Genomic DNA, 14,920 nt, shown 5'->3' with positions numbered 1-14,920 from the left:
TCGCGAAGCGGGGTCCGTGCCGGGCGGCACGGACCCCGTTCCCGTGTGCCCGGGTGCCGTGCCGAAACGGTCGTACCAGGCCGAGACGGGCGTGCCTGGTCGGAACTTTCCACCAGGTACGCCCGATCCGGCTTCTCAGTCCGGGTGCGATGGGAAGGAACGTGCGTCGCGACCAGCCGGGAGGCCCGGTGCCGGCCCGCCGGACCGGCACCGGGCCTCCAGGCGGTCGCCGCAACCGCCCACCCCGCCGAAGCGACACATTCCTGCGGATGATTCGCGGCGCACTGTCGCTGTCGCGGCACACAGAAGGCCCCGCACCTGACGGTGCGGGGCCTTCGTGTGTCAGCGAAGATCAGACGCCGAAGTAGAGCTCGTACTCGAACGGGTGCGGGCGCTGCGCCAGCGGGAGGATCTCGTTCTCACGCTTGTAGTCGATCCAGGTCTGGATGAGGTCCTCGGTGAAGACGTTGCCCTTCGTGAGGAACTCGTGGTCCGCCTCGAGGAAGTCGAGCGCCTCGTCGAGGGAGCCGGGGACCTGCGGGATGCCCTTGGCCTCTTCCGGGGGGAGCTCGTAGAGGTCCTTGTCGACGGGCTCGTGCGGCTCGATGCGGTTCTGGATGCCGTCGAGGCCCGCCATCAGCTGCGCGGCGAAGGCGAGGTACGGGTTGCCCGAGGCGTCCGGCGCGCGGAACTCGATGCGCTTGGCCTTCGGGTTGGTGCCCGTGATCGGGATGCGGATCGCAGCCGAACGGTTGCCGGCCGAGTAGACCAGGTTGACCGGCGCCTCGAAGCCCTTGACCAGGCGGTGGTACGAGTTGATCGACGGGTTGGTGAAGGCGAGCAGCGCCGGAGCGTGCTTCAGCAGACCGCCGATGTACCAACGGGCCAGGTCGGACAGGCCGCCGTAGCCGTTCTCGTCGTAGAAGAGCGGCTTGCCGTCCGACCAGAGCGACTGGTGGGTGTGCATGCCCGAGCCGTTGTCGCCGAAGAGCGGCTTCGGCATGAACGTGGCGACCTTGCCCCACTGGTCGGCCGTGTTCTTGACGATGTACTTGAACTTCAGGATGTCGTCCGCGGCGTGGACCATCGTGTCGAACTTGTAGTTGATCTCCTGCTGGCCGCCGGTGCCCACCTCGTGGTGCGAGCGCTCGAGCTCGAAGCCCGCGTCGATCAGCTTGAGGGTGATGTCGTCGCGCAAATCGGCGGTCTTGTCGACCGGCGACACGGGGAAGTAGCCACCCTTGTACGGGGTCTTGTTGGCGAGGTTGCCGCCCTCTTCGTCACGACCGGTGTTCCAGGCGCCCTCTTCGGAGTCGACCGCGTAGAACGACTCGTTCTGGGTGACGGAGTAGCGGACGTCGTCGAAGATGTAGAACTCGGCCTCGGGGGCGAAGAACGCGGTGTCTGCGATGCCCGTCGACGCGAGGTACTTCTCGGCCTTCTTCGCCACCTGGCGCGGGTCGCGGCCGTAGATCTCGCCGTTCCGCGGGTTGTAGATGTCGAAGATCATGATGAGCGTGCGCTCGGCGCGGAACTGGTCCACGTAGGCGGTGGTCACATCGGGGATCAGCTGCATGTCGGACTCGTGGATCGACGCGAACCCGCGGATCGAGGAGCCGTCGAAGAGCTGGCCGACCGAGAAGAAGTCCTCGTCGACGGTCGAGGCGGGGATGTTGAAGTGCTGCTGCACACCCGGCAGGTCCGTGAATCGGATGTCGAGGAACTTGACGTCGGTGTCCTTGATGAAGGCCAGGACCTCGGAGGAATCGCTGAACATGGGGGCCGATCTCCAATGGGTTGGGTGATGTCGGAGGTACCGATCAAGGCACCTCCGACGAGGCTATTGACACGGGGTTTCCCGGACGTGACTGAATTGTTTCAGGCGTGTTACGGGCGGCCCGTCGCCTACGCTGGGGGCATGGCCCGCAGCTCCTCCAGTCCGTCCGCGCCCTCCGAGCACCCCGATGGCTGGCCGGGCAAGGACCTCGGTCTGCCGGAGGAAGGACCCCGCAGCGTCGGTCGGATCGGACGCCGGATCGTCGCCCTGCTCATCGACGGAGCCCTCGCCGACCTCATCGCCTACGTGACCGGGGTCTGGTCGCCGGTCAACGGCTCCGGGGACATCGCCCACTCGTGGGTGCAGCTGGCGATCTTCGCCGCGCTCCAGGTGCTGTTCATCTGCCTGCTGTCCGGGTCGTTCGGGCACATCTGCGTCGGGCTGCGCGTCGTGCCGATGCGCGGGGGGTACGTGGGGGTGTGGCGCCCGGTCGTCCGGACCGTCCTGCTCTGCCTGGTGGTGCCGGCGCTCATCATCGACCGGGACAGCCGCGGCGCGCACGACCGCATCGCCGGCACGGTGCTCGTCCGCCGCTGACCCGGGGTCCTTTGGCTGGTGCGAGGTTGATCACTCCGTGCGTCGTTCCGTCCTCGCACCGAGTGAACAACCTCGCACCACTCGCGGCCCCCACCGGCCGCAGCGAACGCAGAACGCCCCCGACCTGGCACGGTCGGGGGCGTTCTGCGTGGTGGTCCGAGGACTGGTCAGCGCGGACGTCCGGCACGGGCACGCATCGGGTCCATGCCCTTCGGGATCGCGGCCGCGGGGCTCTGCGTCAGGGAGTCGAGGCGGTTCGCGACGGCCAGGACCTCGTTGCGGTTCAGCGACTTCTTGTACTTGTTCATCACGCGCGGGAGCTTGTGCAGCGTCACCGCTTCGTCACCGTCGCCGACGTGGACGATGTGCACCGCGACGTTCGGGACGATGCGCTGGACCTTGCGGCGCTCTTCCTCGACCTGACGGTTGAGGTTGCCGCGCTGGCCCTCGGTGATGAGGACGACGCCGGGGCGCCCCACCGCGCGGTAGACCGCGGACTGCGAGCGTCCGTGCACGGCGACGGGCATCTCGCTGGAGCGCCACTGTCGGCGCAGTGAGTTGGAGAGCACCGCACCGACGGCGCCGGGCTGGCCCTCGATCTGGGAGTACGCCGCCCGCTCGGCCAGCCGGCCGAGGACGATGAGGAAGAGCAGCACGCCCATCAGGACGCCGGCGACGATCCACAGGATCATCGCGAGCCAGTTCTGGCCCGGGAGCACCAGCGCCAACACGATGCCGAGGACGACGGGGCCGACGAATGCGAGGGCGAACCACCAGACGGACGACGGGTCGGCCCGTCGGGTCATCTGGAAGACCTGGAACATCTGCTTGAGACGCCCCGGCTCCTTCGCCTTCGTGTCTGCGGAAGTGCTGCGTGCCATGCTGACAGGATACGGCCTCTGCGGTCCGGGGGAGACCGCCGTCGGTCCGGCTGTGCGCGAACACGCGTTGTCCACAGACCGTGCAGGACGGACAGGAGGCCCGACCCGCCTCCGCCACGCTCGTCACCATGGACACGAGCACCGACCAGAGTATCGACGCCGCCCGCAGTGATCGTTGGGTCGTGCCGGCCGACGACGCTGCCGCGGCGTCCTGGATCGCAGACCGGTGCGCCTCCGGACACCGCCACCTGGTCCCCGTCGAGGCGGTGGGCCGGACCGGGGCCGGCGGGCTGGTGACCCTGCTCGACCGCCCACGCGGGACGCCGCTCCCGGTGGCGCTGGACCGCCTCGGCACCCCGACGACCGGGGTCGCCGTGACGCTCTGCGTACCGCTGCTCGAGCTCCTCGCCGCCGCCGTGGACGGCGCGGTGCGCCTCGGGGTCGCCGGGATCGACGACGTCCTGGTGGACGACGCCGGCGCCGTGGTGCTGTGCGATCACCCGGCTGGAGCCGTCCGTGACGGCACGGAGCGGCCCGGCGACGATGCTGCACGGGTCCTCGTACTCGCCGCGCGGGTCGTCTGGGACCGTGTCGACCCGCGCGATCCGAGTCGCGACGAGGTGGACGCTGCGCTCCTCGCGGCGCTCGACGGCGACCGCAGCACCGTGCGTGCGGCGCTCGACGCGGTCCGGGCTGCGGCGCCTCCGCGGCCGTTCCGGTGGGCCCCACCGCCGGCCGACCTGGTGTTCGTCGAGGCAGACCCGCCGCTCGACACGACGGGCTCAGCGGCTCGACTGCGCGAGGTCGTCGAGCTCGGCATCCCGCTCGGTGCTGGTCGGCGGTTGCCGCTCCGCCGCGCCGTGGTCGGGGTCGTCGTCGCGATCGGCACGGTCGTCGCCGGGGTGTCCGTGCTCGGTGCCGGACCGGGAGCCGGTGCGGCTGGTGGTGGTGGCTGACGCCCCGGGCGCCGACGCGAACCCGAGTCGGAGCGGGAACGGGAACGGCCCCGGCTCCCCACGAGGGGAACCGGGGCCGTCGGCCGTGGTGCTGGGTCAGTACCCGAGGTTGGGGGCGAAGTTGCCCTCTTCCAGGCGGTTCTTGACCGCGACCAGGTAGCGCGAGGCGTCCGCACCGTCGATGATCCGGTGGTCGTACGACAGCGCGAGGTACACGAACGAACGGATCGCGATCGCTTCCTGGCCGTCGACCTTCACGACTGCGGGACGCTTCGTGACGATGCCGGTACCGAGGATCGCCGACTGCGGCAGGAACACCACGGGGGTGTCGAACAGCGCGCCACGCGAACCGGTGTTCGTCAGCGTGAACGTTCCGCCGGCGAGCTCGTCGGGCTTGAGCTGGTTGTTCCGGGTGCGCTCCGCGAGGTCCGCGATGGACTTCGAGAACTGCGCCAGGTCGAGCGAGGCTGCGTCCTTGATGACCGGGGTCAGCAGGCCGCGCTCGGTGTCCACCGCGATGGAGACGTTCTCGGACTCCGGGTAGACGATCTCGTCACCCTCGACCGTCGAGTTGATCTTCGGGTGGGCCTTGAGTGCCTCGGACGCCGCCAGGGCGAAGAACGGCATGAAGGAGAGCTTCGAACCGGTCTTCTCGAGGAACTCCGCCTTGTGGGCGTCGCGGAACTGCGCCACCTTCGTGACGTCCACCTCGACGACGCTCGTGAGCTGTGCGGTCGAGGTCATCGACTGCACGGCGCGCTCGGCCACGACCTTGCGCAGGCGGGTCATCTTCTCGCGGGTGCCGCGCAGTGGCGAGACCTCGGCGACGAACGGACCGGACACGGCAGCGGGTGCAGCTGCACCACCGGCGGCCGGGGCCTTCGCGACGGCCGCGAGCACGTCCTCTTTCCGGATGCGACCGCCGACACCGGAACCGGTGACGGTGGACAGGTCGACGCCCTGCTCGTTGGCGAGCTTGCGGACGAGCGGGGTGACGTAGCCGGAGGCCGCGCCGTCCTGCGTCGGGTTCGGCACCGCGGCGGCGGCGGTCGCGCTCGGCGCGGCCGGTGCGGGTGCGGCAGCGGCCGGCGCCGGGACGGCGGCCGGGGGTGCGGCGGCGGGCGGCGGAACCGGAGCCGCCTGCGGGACCGGAGCGGCCGCGGGCGGTGCGGACGGCGCCTGCGGGGCTGCGGGCTGCGTCTGTCCGGCGGGGGCCGGCTCGGGCTCGGTGGGCTCCGGGGCGGGGGTCTCGGACTCCTGCTCGGTGCTCGGCTCGGCCTCGGGGGCCTCTGCCTCGGCAGCGGCTTCGTTCGAGGACTCGTCGGACGAACCGGAGTCGGCGTCGGAGGAACCGGAGTCGGACGAGCCGTCGCCGATCTTCACCAGCGCGGTGCCGACCTCCACGGTCTCGTCCTCCTGCACGAGGATCTCCTCGATGACGCCGGCGACGGGCGACGGGATCTCGGTGTCGACCTTGTCGGTCGAGACCTCGAGCAGCGGCTCGTCGACCTCGACCCGGTCACCGACGTTCTTCAGCCATCGGGTCACCGTGCCCTCGGTGACGCTCTCGCCGAGCGCCGGGAGGCTGACGGATTCGCTCATCGGGTGGACTCCTCTTCGCGGGGGGTTGCAGTTGTTGTTGATGTCATTGTCACAGGGCGCGGACTCGTGCGGGTCACAGCGCGTGCAGCGGCTTGCCCGCGAGGTGCATGAACGCCTCGCCCAGGGCCTCGTTCTGCGTCGGGTGCGCGTGCACGAGCGGAGCGATGTCCTCCGGGTACGCCTCCCAGTTCACGGCGAGCTGCGCTTCACCGATGAGCTCACCGACGCGGGCGCCGATCATGCTCACGCCGACCACGGGGCCGTCGACGACGCGGACGACCTTGACCGAACCGGACGTGCCGATGATGTGGCTCTTGCCGTTGCCGGCCAGGTTGTACTCGTACGAGTCCACCTTGTCGGCGCCGTACTCGGCCTCGGCCTTGGCCTGCGAGAGGCCGACGGAGGCGACCTCGGGGTCGGAGTACGTGATCTTCGGGATGTTCTTGTCCTCGATGATCACCGGGTTCAGGCCGGCGATCTCCTCGGCGACGAAGATGCCCTGCTGGAAGCCGCGGTGTGCGAGCTGCAGCCCGGGGACGATGTCGCCGACCGCGTAGACGTTCGGCAGGTTGGTGGCGAGGCGCTCGTTCGTGGTGACGAAGCCGCGGTCCATGGCGACGCCGACCTCGTCGAAGCCGACGTTCTGCGTCACCGGGCCACGACCGACGGCGACCAGCAGGACGTCGCCGTCGAAGGTCTTGCCGTCCTCGAGCGTCACGACGACGCCGTTCTCGTGCTGCTCGACGCCCTGGAACCGGACACCGAGCGAGAACTCGATGCCGCGCTTGCGGAAGGCGCGCTCGAGCTGCTTCGACATGGACTCGTCCTCGGCCGGGACGAGGTGGGGGAGCGCCTCGACGATCGTGACCTCGGCACCGAAGGACTTCCAGACGCTGGCGAACTCGACGCCGATGACGCCGCCGCCCAGGATGACGACCTTGTTCGGCACGTAGTCCATGCGCAGTGCGGTCTCGGAGGTGATGACGCGGCCGCCGATCTCGAGCCCGGGCAGGGACTTCGAGTAGGAGCCGGTCGCGAGCACGACGTTCTTGCCGACGATGTTCTGGTCGCCGACCTGCACGGTGTTCTGCGAGGTGAGTCGACCCCAGCCCTCGACGACGGTGATGCCGCGAGCCTTGATGAGGCCCTGCAGGCCCTTGTACTTCGAGGTGATGACGCCCTGCTGGTACTCGATGACCTTCGGGACCTCGACACCGGCGAACTCCGCGATCACGCCGTACTTCTCGGCGTCGCGCGTCGCGTCGGCGACCTCGGCCGCGTGCAGCAGCGCCTTGGTGGGGATGCAGCCACGGTGCAGGCACGTCCCTCCGAGCTTGTCGCCCTCGATGAGCGCGACGCTCATGCCGAGTTCGGCGGCCCGGAGCGCAGCGGCGTAGCCACCGCTCCCGCCACCGAGGACCACGACGTCGTAAGTCTGTTCCGTCACCTGGTGCAACTCCCTCGTGCGTGTCGGGCCGATCGGGCCCTACGTGGACACCGCGGAGGGCGGCGTCCGACGGTCGGACCGCGTGGTTCCGGTCCCGTCCCGTGCAGTACCGGTGGGAGGCGCGTCGATGCCCCGTCCCACCGGTACCAAACCTACTACTCGGACTGGAGGTCTTCTGCGAGCGCGATGAGCGTGCGGACCATCACACCCGTCGCGCCCTTGCCGAGCCACCCGTAGCCGCCGCCCTTGTGCTCGGACGGACCGGCGATGTCGAGGTGCGCCCACGGGATGCCCTCGCCGACGAAGCGCTCCAGGAACTTGCCCGCGAGCAGCATGCCGCCGGCCGGGTTGCCGACCGTGGCGTTGACCATGTCGGCGACGTCGCTGGCGAGCCGGGCGTCGAGTTCCTCGGGCAGGGGCATCGGCCAGATCTGCTCCGACACGCCCTCGGCCACGGTGCGGACCTTCGCGACGAGGTCGTCGCTGCCCATCAGGCCGGTGGTGCGGTCGCCGAGCGCGACGACCTGCGCGCCGGTCAGGGTGGCGACGTCGACGATCGCGTCGGGCTGCTCGAGCGAGGCAGCGGCCATGCCGTCGCCGAGCACCAGGCGGCCCTCGGCGTCGGTGTTCGTGACCTCGACGGTCTTGCCGTTCTTGAGGGTGAGGACGTCACCCGGGCGGGTCGCCGTGCCCGACGGCATGTTCTCGGCGAGTGCGAGCCAGGCGGTGACGCGCACGTCGAGGCCCAGGCGTGCGGCGGCGACGGTCGCGGCGAGCACCGTTGCGGCGCCGGTCATGTCGGTCTTCATGCCGAGCATCGACGCCGCCGGCTTGAGCGAGAGCCCGCCCGAGTCGAACGTGATGCCCTTGCCGACGAGGGCGAGGTGCTTCGTGGCGGACTCCGGTGCGTAGCGGACGACGACCAGGCGCGGGGGACGTGCCGAACCACGGCCGACCCCGAGGATGCCGCCGAAGCCCTGCTCCTCGAGTGCCTGCTCGTCGAGGACCTCGACCGTGAGCGGGAGGTCCGAGGCGAGCCCGGTCGCCACGTCGGCGACGTCCTGTGGTCCCAGGTCGCCGGCCGCGGTGTTCACGAGGTCGCGGACGAGCGACGCGGCGTCGGCCACGATCGCGGGACGGACCGCGGCGTCCGCCGCGGCGGTCGGTGCGAGGACCGTCACGCGCTGCTCGCCACGCGTCGGCCCGGTCGTGCCGGCACCCTTGTGCCGCGTGAAGGCGTAGGCGCCGAGCGCGGCACCCTCGAGCGCTGCCTCGACGAGGGCGTCGGTGTCGGTCGGCAGCGCGAGGGCGATCGACGCGGCGTGCGGCAGCTGGCGGACGGCGCTGCCGGCGGCCGAACGGTACGCGGCGGCGTCGGTGCCGGAGCCGAGCCCGATGAGCGCGATGCTCGCGGCGTCGACGCCGACGGCCGGGATGCGCACGAGCTGGTCCTTGGCGCCCGTCGCGCCGATCGCCGCGAGGTCGAGGTCGTCGAGCGCCGAGAACGGTGTCGTGGCCGGCTGCGCGATCGTCGCGGGGGCACCGTCGGCGCCGGGCCGGACGCCGACCACGAGGACGTCGGCGGAGATCGAGGAGGGGGCGGAGGAGTCGGTGGAGAGCGTCGGTCGGACCATGCTCCAACCCTATCCACGCACTGTTCGCTGTCGGCGTGGCCGTCCCGCGCGGGGGCATCGGTGGCCCCGCCTAGCATGGGGACGGTGAACCACCCCGAGGAGCTCTACACGTTCGACGAGGCCGCCCCGACCGTGCCGGCCGGGCTGCACCTTGTCGCCGGGCTCACCGGCTTCGCGGACGCCGGTTCGGCCGTTGCCCAGGTCACGACGTCGGTGCTCGACGACCTCGACACCCAGCTCGTCGCCGAGTTCGACCCCGACGTGCTGCTCGACTGGCGTGCTCGCCGGCCCGTCATCACCTTCGAGCACGACCACATCGCCGCCGTCGAGCCGCCCCGGCTGGCGCTGCACCTCGTGCGCGACGAGATCGGCCAGCCGTTCCTGTTCCTGTCCGGGTACGAGCCGGACTTCCAGTGGAACCGGTTCGTGGACGCCGTCACCGGCCTCGCCGCCCGGCTGCAGGTCGCGGACACCACCTGGGTGCAGTCGATCCCGATGCCGGTCCCGCACACCCGCCCGATCAGCCTGACCGTCTCCGGCACCCGCGCCGACCTCGTCGAGCAGATGAGCGTCTGGAAGCCCGAGACCCAGGCGCCGGCGAACGTCCTGCACCTCGTCGAGCACCGGCTCGCATCCACCGGCGCGCAGGTCACCGGGCTCGTCCTGCTCGTCCCGCACTACCTGTCGGACACCGAGTTCCCGGACGCGGCCGTCGCCGCCCTGTCCGGCATCGCTGCGGCCACCGGCCTCATCTTCCCGACGGACGCCCTGCGCGAGGCGGGTCGCGAGTTCCTCACCCGGGTCGAGGAGCAGGTCGCCGGCAACGCCGAGCTGCAGCGCCTCGTCGGTGTGCTCGAGGAGCGGCACGACACGTACATGGAGGGCAACCCGGTCGCGTCGCCACTCACGGACGTCGACGGCGAGGTGCCGACCGCGGACGCGATCGCGGCCGAGCTCGAGCGCTTCCTGGCCGACCGGCGCACCCAGGGTGACGGCGGCGAGTAGCCGGGTCGGGCCCTGAACGGTCCGGAACGGCGGACGGGAGGCCCGGTGCGGACCCGCCCCGCGCCTCCCGGTCGGCGTCTGGTCCCGATCAGGACGTCACCCGCGTCGGCGACACACGTCGCGTATCCAGCTCCGCCGGATCGGTAGCCTGTCGGGGTGAACTCCCGTCGCGCCTACCTGATCTGGGGCATCGCGGTGCTCGCCTACGTCCTCGCGGTCGTGCAGCGGTCCTCGCTGGGGGTGTCCGGAGTGGACGCGCAGGACCGGTTCGCCGTCTCGGCGGCGGTGCTGTCCACGCTCGCGGTCGTGCAGATCGCCGTGTACGCCGGACTCCAGATCCCGGTGGGCGTCGCGCTCGACCGGGTGGGGCCGCGCAGGCTCGTCCTGCTCGGCGCCGCGCTGCTCGTGGTCGGCCAGGCCGTCGTGGCCTTCTCGCCGACGATCGGCCCGGCGATCGCGGGCCGGGTGCTCGTCGGTGCCGGCGACGCGATGACGTTCATCTCGGTGATCCGCCTGGTGCCGATGTGGTTCAGCGGCCGGATCCTGCCGCAGGTCTCGCAGTGGACGGGCAACCTCGGGCAGATCGGCCAGATCCTGTCGGCGTTCCCGTTCGCGGTGCTCCTGCACGCCGCGGGCTGGACGCCCGCGTTCGGGGTCGCCGCTGCCGCCAGTGCCGTCGGGCTGGTCCTGGCGTTCGTCTTCGTCCGCAACGGCCCCGTGGTCGTGCGGACCGGAACGATCCCGCTGCCGCACTCGTGGGGCGCCGCGTTCCGGACGTTCGGGCACGCGTTGCGTCGGCCGGGCACGCAGCTCGGGTTCTGGTCCCACTACGTGACGCAGTCGTCCGGCACGGTGTTCTCGCTGCTGTGGGGCGTCCCCATGCTCCGCGGGCTCGGGTACAGCCCCGCCGAGGCCGCCGGCTTCCTGACGGTCATCGTCGCCGTGGGCTTCGTGGCCGGGCCGGTGCTCGGGCTGTTGTGCGCGCGGTTCCCGATGCGCCGCTCGAACCTCGTGCTCGGCGTGGTCGTGCTGCTCGCCGTGGTGTGGACCGCGATCCTGCTCTGGCCCGGCCACCCGCCGACGTGGCTGCTCGTGCTGCTCGTCGTGGCGATGGGCATCGGCGGCCCCGGTTCGCTGATCGGGTTCGACTTCGCCCGGACGTTCAACCCCGTCGGTTCCCTGGGGTCCGCGAACGGCGTCGTCAACGTCGGCGGCTTCCTGGCGGCGTTCGTGATGATGTACCTGATCGGGCTGCTGCTCGACGTGGTGTCCCGCGTCACCGGCGAGACCGTCTTCGCCTGGGACAACTTCCGGGTGGCCCTCACGGTGCAGTACCTGGTGGTCGGGTTCGGCGTCGCGATGCTCCTGCACGCTCGGCGCCGGACTCGGCGAGTGCTCCACGCGGAGGAGGGAATACGCGTCGGACCGCTCTGGGTTGCACTCGTTGCGCGCCTGCGGAAGCGGCACGTGCAATAATGATCACGGACCCACTCAGGACCCCCATCCTGTCGGTGCACTTCGGAGCGCCGATCAACACGGGGGACTTGACATGGGTCTTAGTGCTGCCCGGAACGGTAGGACTCGACGACGCGGGGGACTGCGGCTCGGGCCCTGGGCGGCGAGGGAGGCCACGACCCCACGAACGTGGCACGACGAGAGAGGTGATCGCATGGCTGCCCGGAGCACGACGATCGATCCCACGAAGGACACTCAGCCCGAGGGTGCTGTGGCAGAGGACGCCACGGACACCGAGGGAACCGATGCGCCGAAGAAGCGCGCCACCAAGGCCCCCGCCAAGAAGGCCCCGGCCAAGAAGGCCGCCCCGAAGGCGAAGAAGGTCGACCCCGTCGACGAGGCGAACGAAGCCACCGACGAGCCGACCGAGGACGTCGAGGACACCGACGACAAGGCGATCAAGCCCGACGCCGCCGCTGCGGTCGCCGCCGGCGCGCTCGTCATCTCGCAGACCGACGACGACGAAGCCCCGGTCTACTCGACGACCATCACGGGTGCGACCGCCGACCCGGTGAAGGACTACCTCAAGCAGATCGGCAAGGTCGCCCTGCTCAACGCCGAGCAGGAGGTCGAGCTCGCGATGCGCATCGAGGCCGGCCTGTTCGCCGAGGACAAGCTGCAGCACTCGACCGGCCTCACCAAGCCGGCCGAGCGCGAGCTGCGCTGGGTCGCCCGCGACGGTCAGCGTGCCAAGTCGCACCTGCTCGGCGCGAACCTCCGCCTCGTGGTGTCGCTCGCCAAGCGCTACACCGGCCGTGGCATGCAGTTCCTGGACCTCATCCAGGAGGGCAACCTGGGCCTCATCCGTGCGGTCGAGAAGTTCGACTACACCAAGGGCTTCAAGTTCTCCACCTACGCGACGTGGTGGATCCGCCAGGCGATCACCCGCGCCATGGCCGACCAGGCCCGGACCATCCGCATCCCGGTGCACATGGTCGAGGTCATCAACAAGCTCGCCCGCGTCCAGCGTCAGATGCTGCAGGATCTCGGTCGCGAACCCACTCCGGAAGAGCTCGCACGCGAGCTCGACATGACCCCGGAGAAGGTCGTCGAGGTGCAGAAGTACGGCCGCGAGCCGATCTCCCTGCACACGCCCCTGGGCGAGGACGGCGACTCCGAGTTCGGCGACCTCATCGAGGACACCGAGGCGGTCGTGCCGGCCGACGCCGTGGGCTTCACGATGCTGCAGAAGCAGCTCGAGAGCCTGCTCGACTCCCTGTCCGAGCGCGAGGCGGGCGTCATCCGCATGCGCTTCGGCCTCGGTGACGGCCAGCCGAAGACCCTCGACCAGATCGGTGACACGTTCGGCGTGACGCGTGAGCGCATCCGTCAGATCGAGTCCAAGACGATGGCGAAGCTCCGCCACCCGTCGCGGTCGCAGTCGCTGCGCGACTACCTCGAGTAGGCCGATGCGGTTCTTCATCCCGATCCTGATCGGGCGGATCCTCCGTGCCCTCGCGCGAGCGCGGGGCGGGGGGTCCGCGTACCCTGGCTACATCGTGCTCAAGCTCGTGCCGGACTTCCTGCAGCACGTGACGAAGCAGTTCCCGAACGGCGTCGTCTTCGTGCTCGGGTCGAACGGCAAGTCGACGACGACGCACATGATCTCGGACATCGTCCGGGCGCACGGGCTCCGCGTCTTCACGAACCCCTCGGGCGCCAACCTGCCGCAGGGCATCGCGTCGGCGCTGCTGTCCGAGGTCTCCCTGACCGGTCGCCTGAAGGCGGACATCGGCATCCTCGAGGTCGACGAGGCCTTCGCGGTCGAGCTCGCCGGCATCCTGTCGCCGTCCACGGTCACGATGCTCAACGTGCAGGTCGACCAGCTGTACCGGTTCTTCGAGACCGAGCGCGTCGCCGACATGATGCTCGACACCGCGGCACTGTCCACGGCGAACGTCATCACGAACCGCGACGACCAGTTCCTCGACGCCTACGTGGCGCGGACCGGCCAGCGGGTGTTGCGCTTCGGTGCGAGCGCCGAGGTCGTCGCCGCGGCACCGAACGGCCTGCAGAACGCCGACGACTTCGATCGGCAGGACGCCCAGCCGAACGCGGCTGAATCCGAGGTCGTCGTGAACACCGGTGACGGTGCGACGATCCGCTTCGACGGTGCCGACATCGCGGTGCGCCTGCCCGCACGCGGCCTGCACTACGCGGTCGACGCTGCTGCTGCCACCGCCACGGCCAGCGCGGCACTCGGCACGCAGTTCCGCGCCGACGCCGTCACGAAGGCCTTCGGCACGATGAAGCCGGCGTACGGCCGCGGCGAGCGACTCCCGATCGCCGGCGAGTCCGCCGAGTTCACGATGTTCAAGAACGCCGCGAGCCTCCAGCTCAACCTCGACGCACTGCCGGACCGCCCCGAGCAGGTCCTCATGGCGATCGACGAGGGCACGCCGGACATCTCGTGGATCTACGACATCGACTTCTCGAAGCTCGACCACGTCGACGTCGTGTCCGGTGACAAGGCATGGCAGATCGCGATCGCCCTCGAGCACGCCGGTGTCCGCATCGGTCGGGTCGAACCCGACGTCGAGGCCGCGATCAAGCACATGGAGCAGCTCGGGTCGACGACCAGCGGGACGAAGAACTTCATCGTCAACTACGAGATCATGATGATCGCCCGCAAGGCCCTCGGCCACCCGGACATGGAGAAGACCGCATGACGGCCGACCGGCTGACCATCCTGCACGTCTACCCCCGGCAGATGGGCGTCTCGGGGGACCGCGGCAACGTCGCTGCCCTCGTCCGCCGTGCCGCCGCAGCCGGCCTCGACACCGAGGTGCTCGAGTACGCGCCCGGCGACGACCTGCCCGCCGCGGCCGACGTCGTCGTCATCGGCAACGGACCGCTCAGCGCGATGCGCTCGCTCGGTGCCGACGTCGCCCGCATCGCCGCTCCGCTCCGTTCCTTCGCGAGCGACGGCGTGCCGGTCGTCGCGGTCGGTGGTGGGTTCGACCTGGCGACGAACGAGGTCGTCCCCACCGAGGGTGCTCCGCTCGCCGGGTTCGGCGTGTTCGACGCCCGAGCCGTTCGCGGTGCCGAACGGCGGGTCAACTACTTCGTCCTCGAGACCCGGTACCCGCTGCTCCCCGGGGCACCCAAGCGGCTCGCCGGCTTCGAGGACCACGCCACCACGATCGAGCTCGCGGCCGGGGCCACCCCGTTCGCCGACGTGGTGTCCGGCGGCGGTAACCAGGCTGGAGCCCCGGTCGAGGGTGCGATCGTCGGTACGTCGTTCGGCACGCACACGCAGGGTCCGATCCTGCCGCTCAACCCGCAGCTGACCGACGGTGTGCTCGCCGCGGCAGCCGCTCGGCTGGGCCGTGAGTACGCGCCGGATCCCGAGCAGACAGCGACCATCGACCGCTACGCGCGCGAAGCGCGCGCGACGGTCGACCGCTACGTCGACAAGGCGTTCAAGCGCATCGCGTGACGCTCACGAAGGCCGGGTCCCGATGGGACCCGGCCTTCGTCGTCTCCGATGGGTGGCAACAATTGCC

Annotated in this window: 12 protein-coding genes; 7 read left to right on the top strand and 5 right to left on the bottom strand. The window is 70.4% G+C overall.

The features are described from left to right. Nucleotides 1-352: 352 nt before the first annotated feature. On the bottom strand, nt 353-1,777 hold the full coding sequence (gene glnA, locus ABH929_RS08690; protein WP_111087015.1) for a type I glutamate--ammonia ligase: 1,425 nt from the start codon (nt 1,775-1,777) through the stop codon (nt 353-355). A 141-nt stretch (nt 1,778-1,918) separates the two neighbouring features. On the opposite strand from glnA, the gene ABH929_RS08685 reads away from it, so the two are divergent. Next, nucleotides 1,919-2,374 (top strand): RDD family protein, encoded by a 456-nt coding sequence (locus ABH929_RS08685; RefSeq protein ID WP_123292673.1) that lies wholly within the window; start codon nt 1,919-1,921, stop codon nt 2,372-2,374. 167 nt (nt 2,375-2,541) lie between these two features. Here the strand turns inward: ABH929_RS08685 and ABH929_RS08680 are convergent, their stop codons facing one another. Further along, a complete protein-coding gene (locus ABH929_RS08680; protein WP_404560897.1) occupies nt 2,542-3,255 on the bottom strand; it encodes a DUF4191 domain-containing protein in 714 nt (237 codons plus the stop codon). A gap of 128 nt (nt 3,256-3,383) precedes the next feature. Between ABH929_RS08680 and ABH929_RS08675 the strand changes: the two genes are divergently transcribed. Next, nucleotides 3,384-4,211: a hypothetical protein gene (locus ABH929_RS08675; protein ID WP_404560896.1), complete on the top strand. Its 828-nt coding sequence runs from the start codon at nt 3,384-3,386 to the stop codon at nt 4,209-4,211. 96 nt (nt 4,212-4,307) lie between these two features. On the opposite strand, the gene sucB is transcribed toward ABH929_RS08675, so the two are convergent. The 3 genes from sucB to ABH929_RS08660 form a co-directional block, all read right to left on the bottom strand. Next, entirely contained in the window at nt 4,308-5,813 is a 1,506-nt protein-coding gene (sucB, locus tag ABH929_RS08670; RefSeq protein ID WP_404560895.1) for a 2-oxoglutarate dehydrogenase, E2 component, dihydrolipoamide succinyltransferase, read from the bottom strand. 73 nt (nt 5,814-5,886) lie between these two features. Then, nucleotides 5,887-7,260 (bottom strand): dihydrolipoyl dehydrogenase, encoded by a 1,374-nt coding sequence (gene lpdA / locus ABH929_RS08665; protein WP_123292677.1) that lies wholly within the window; start codon nt 7,258-7,260, stop codon nt 5,887-5,889. A 155-nt stretch (nt 7,261-7,415) separates the two neighbouring features. After that, complete coding sequence (locus ABH929_RS08660; RefSeq protein WP_404560894.1) at nt 7,416-8,894, bottom strand: leucyl aminopeptidase; 1,479 nt, start codon at nt 8,892-8,894, stop codon at nt 7,416-7,418. A gap of 75 nt (nt 8,895-8,969) precedes the next feature. Between ABH929_RS08660 and ABH929_RS08655 the strand changes: the two genes are divergently transcribed. The 5 genes from ABH929_RS08655 to ABH929_RS08635 all read left to right on the top strand — a co-directional run bounded on the left by ABH929_RS08655 (nt 8,970) and on the right by ABH929_RS08635 (nt 14,853). Then, the gene (locus ABH929_RS08655) at nt 8,970-9,899 is read left to right on the top strand and encodes a proteasome assembly chaperone family protein (protein ID WP_205462328.1); all 930 of its coding nucleotides are present in this window, start codon (nt 8,970-8,972) and stop codon (nt 9,897-9,899) included. A gap of 156 nt (nt 9,900-10,055) precedes the next feature. After that, nucleotides 10,056-11,375 carry a nitrate/nitrite transporter gene (locus tag ABH929_RS08650; RefSeq protein ID WP_404560893.1) on the top strand — a complete coding sequence of 440 codons (1,320 nt, stop codon included), beginning with the start codon at nt 10,056-10,058 and terminating at the stop codon, nt 11,373-11,375. Nucleotides 11,376-11,568: 193 nt separating this feature from the next. Beyond that, nucleotides 11,569-12,819, top strand: a complete 1,251-nt coding sequence (locus ABH929_RS08645) for an RNA polymerase sigma factor (RefSeq protein WP_205462330.1) — start codon at nt 11,569-11,571, stop codon at nt 12,817-12,819. Between the two features lie 4 nt (nt 12,820-12,823). Next, entirely contained in the window at nt 12,824-14,083 is a 1,260-nt protein-coding gene (locus tag ABH929_RS08640; protein WP_263091679.1) for a MurT ligase domain-containing protein, read from the top strand. After that, a complete protein-coding gene (locus tag ABH929_RS08635; protein ID WP_263091680.1) occupies nt 14,080-14,853 on the top strand; it encodes a hypothetical protein in 774 nt (257 codons plus the stop codon). The genes ABH929_RS08640 and ABH929_RS08635 overlap by 4 nt, the downstream gene beginning before the upstream one ends. Nucleotides 14,854-14,920: the final 67 nt, after the last annotated feature.

Source organism: Curtobacterium sp. AB7 (genome assembly GCF_044909335.1).
GTDB lineage: Bacteria > Actinomycetota > Actinomycetes > Actinomycetales > Microbacteriaceae > Curtobacterium.
Note: the sequence above shows the minus strand (reverse complement) of the source record. Positions and strands in the feature narration are given on the sequence as shown.

Excerpts from the sequence above, each read along its gene's own strand:
- ABH929_RS08675 (WP_404560896.1), top strand. The coding sequence starts at position 3,384 with ATGGACACGAGCACCGACCAGAGTATCGACGCCGCCCGCAGTGATCGT.
- sucB (WP_404560895.1), bottom strand. The coding sequence starts at position 5,813 with ATGAGCGAATCCGTCAGCCTCCCGGCGCTCGGCGAGAGCGTCACCGAG.
- glnA (WP_111087015.1), bottom strand. The coding sequence starts at position 1,777 with ATGTTCAGCGATTCCTCCGAGGTCCTGGCCTTCATCAAGGACACCGAC.
- ABH929_RS08645 (WP_205462330.1), top strand. The coding sequence starts at position 11,569 with ATGGCTGCCCGGAGCACGACGATCGATCCCACGAAGGACACTCAGCCC.
- ABH929_RS08655 (WP_205462328.1), top strand. The coding sequence starts at position 8,970 with ATGGGGACGGTGAACCACCCCGAGGAGCTCTACACGTTCGACGAGGCC.
- ABH929_RS08660 (WP_404560894.1), bottom strand. The coding sequence starts at position 8,894 with ATGGTCCGACCGACGCTCTCCACCGACTCCTCCGCCCCCTCCTCGATC.
- ABH929_RS08685 (WP_123292673.1), top strand. The coding sequence starts at position 1,919 with ATGGCCCGCAGCTCCTCCAGTCCGTCCGCGCCCTCCGAGCACCCCGAT.
- ABH929_RS08680 (WP_404560897.1), bottom strand. The coding sequence starts at position 3,255 with ATGGCACGCAGCACTTCCGCAGACACGAAGGCGAAGGAGCCGGGGCGT.
- ABH929_RS08635 (WP_263091680.1), top strand. The coding sequence starts at position 14,080 with ATGACGGCCGACCGGCTGACCATCCTGCACGTCTACCCCCGGCAGATG.
- ABH929_RS08640 (WP_263091679.1), top strand. The coding sequence starts at position 12,824 with ATGCGGTTCTTCATCCCGATCCTGATCGGGCGGATCCTCCGTGCCCTC.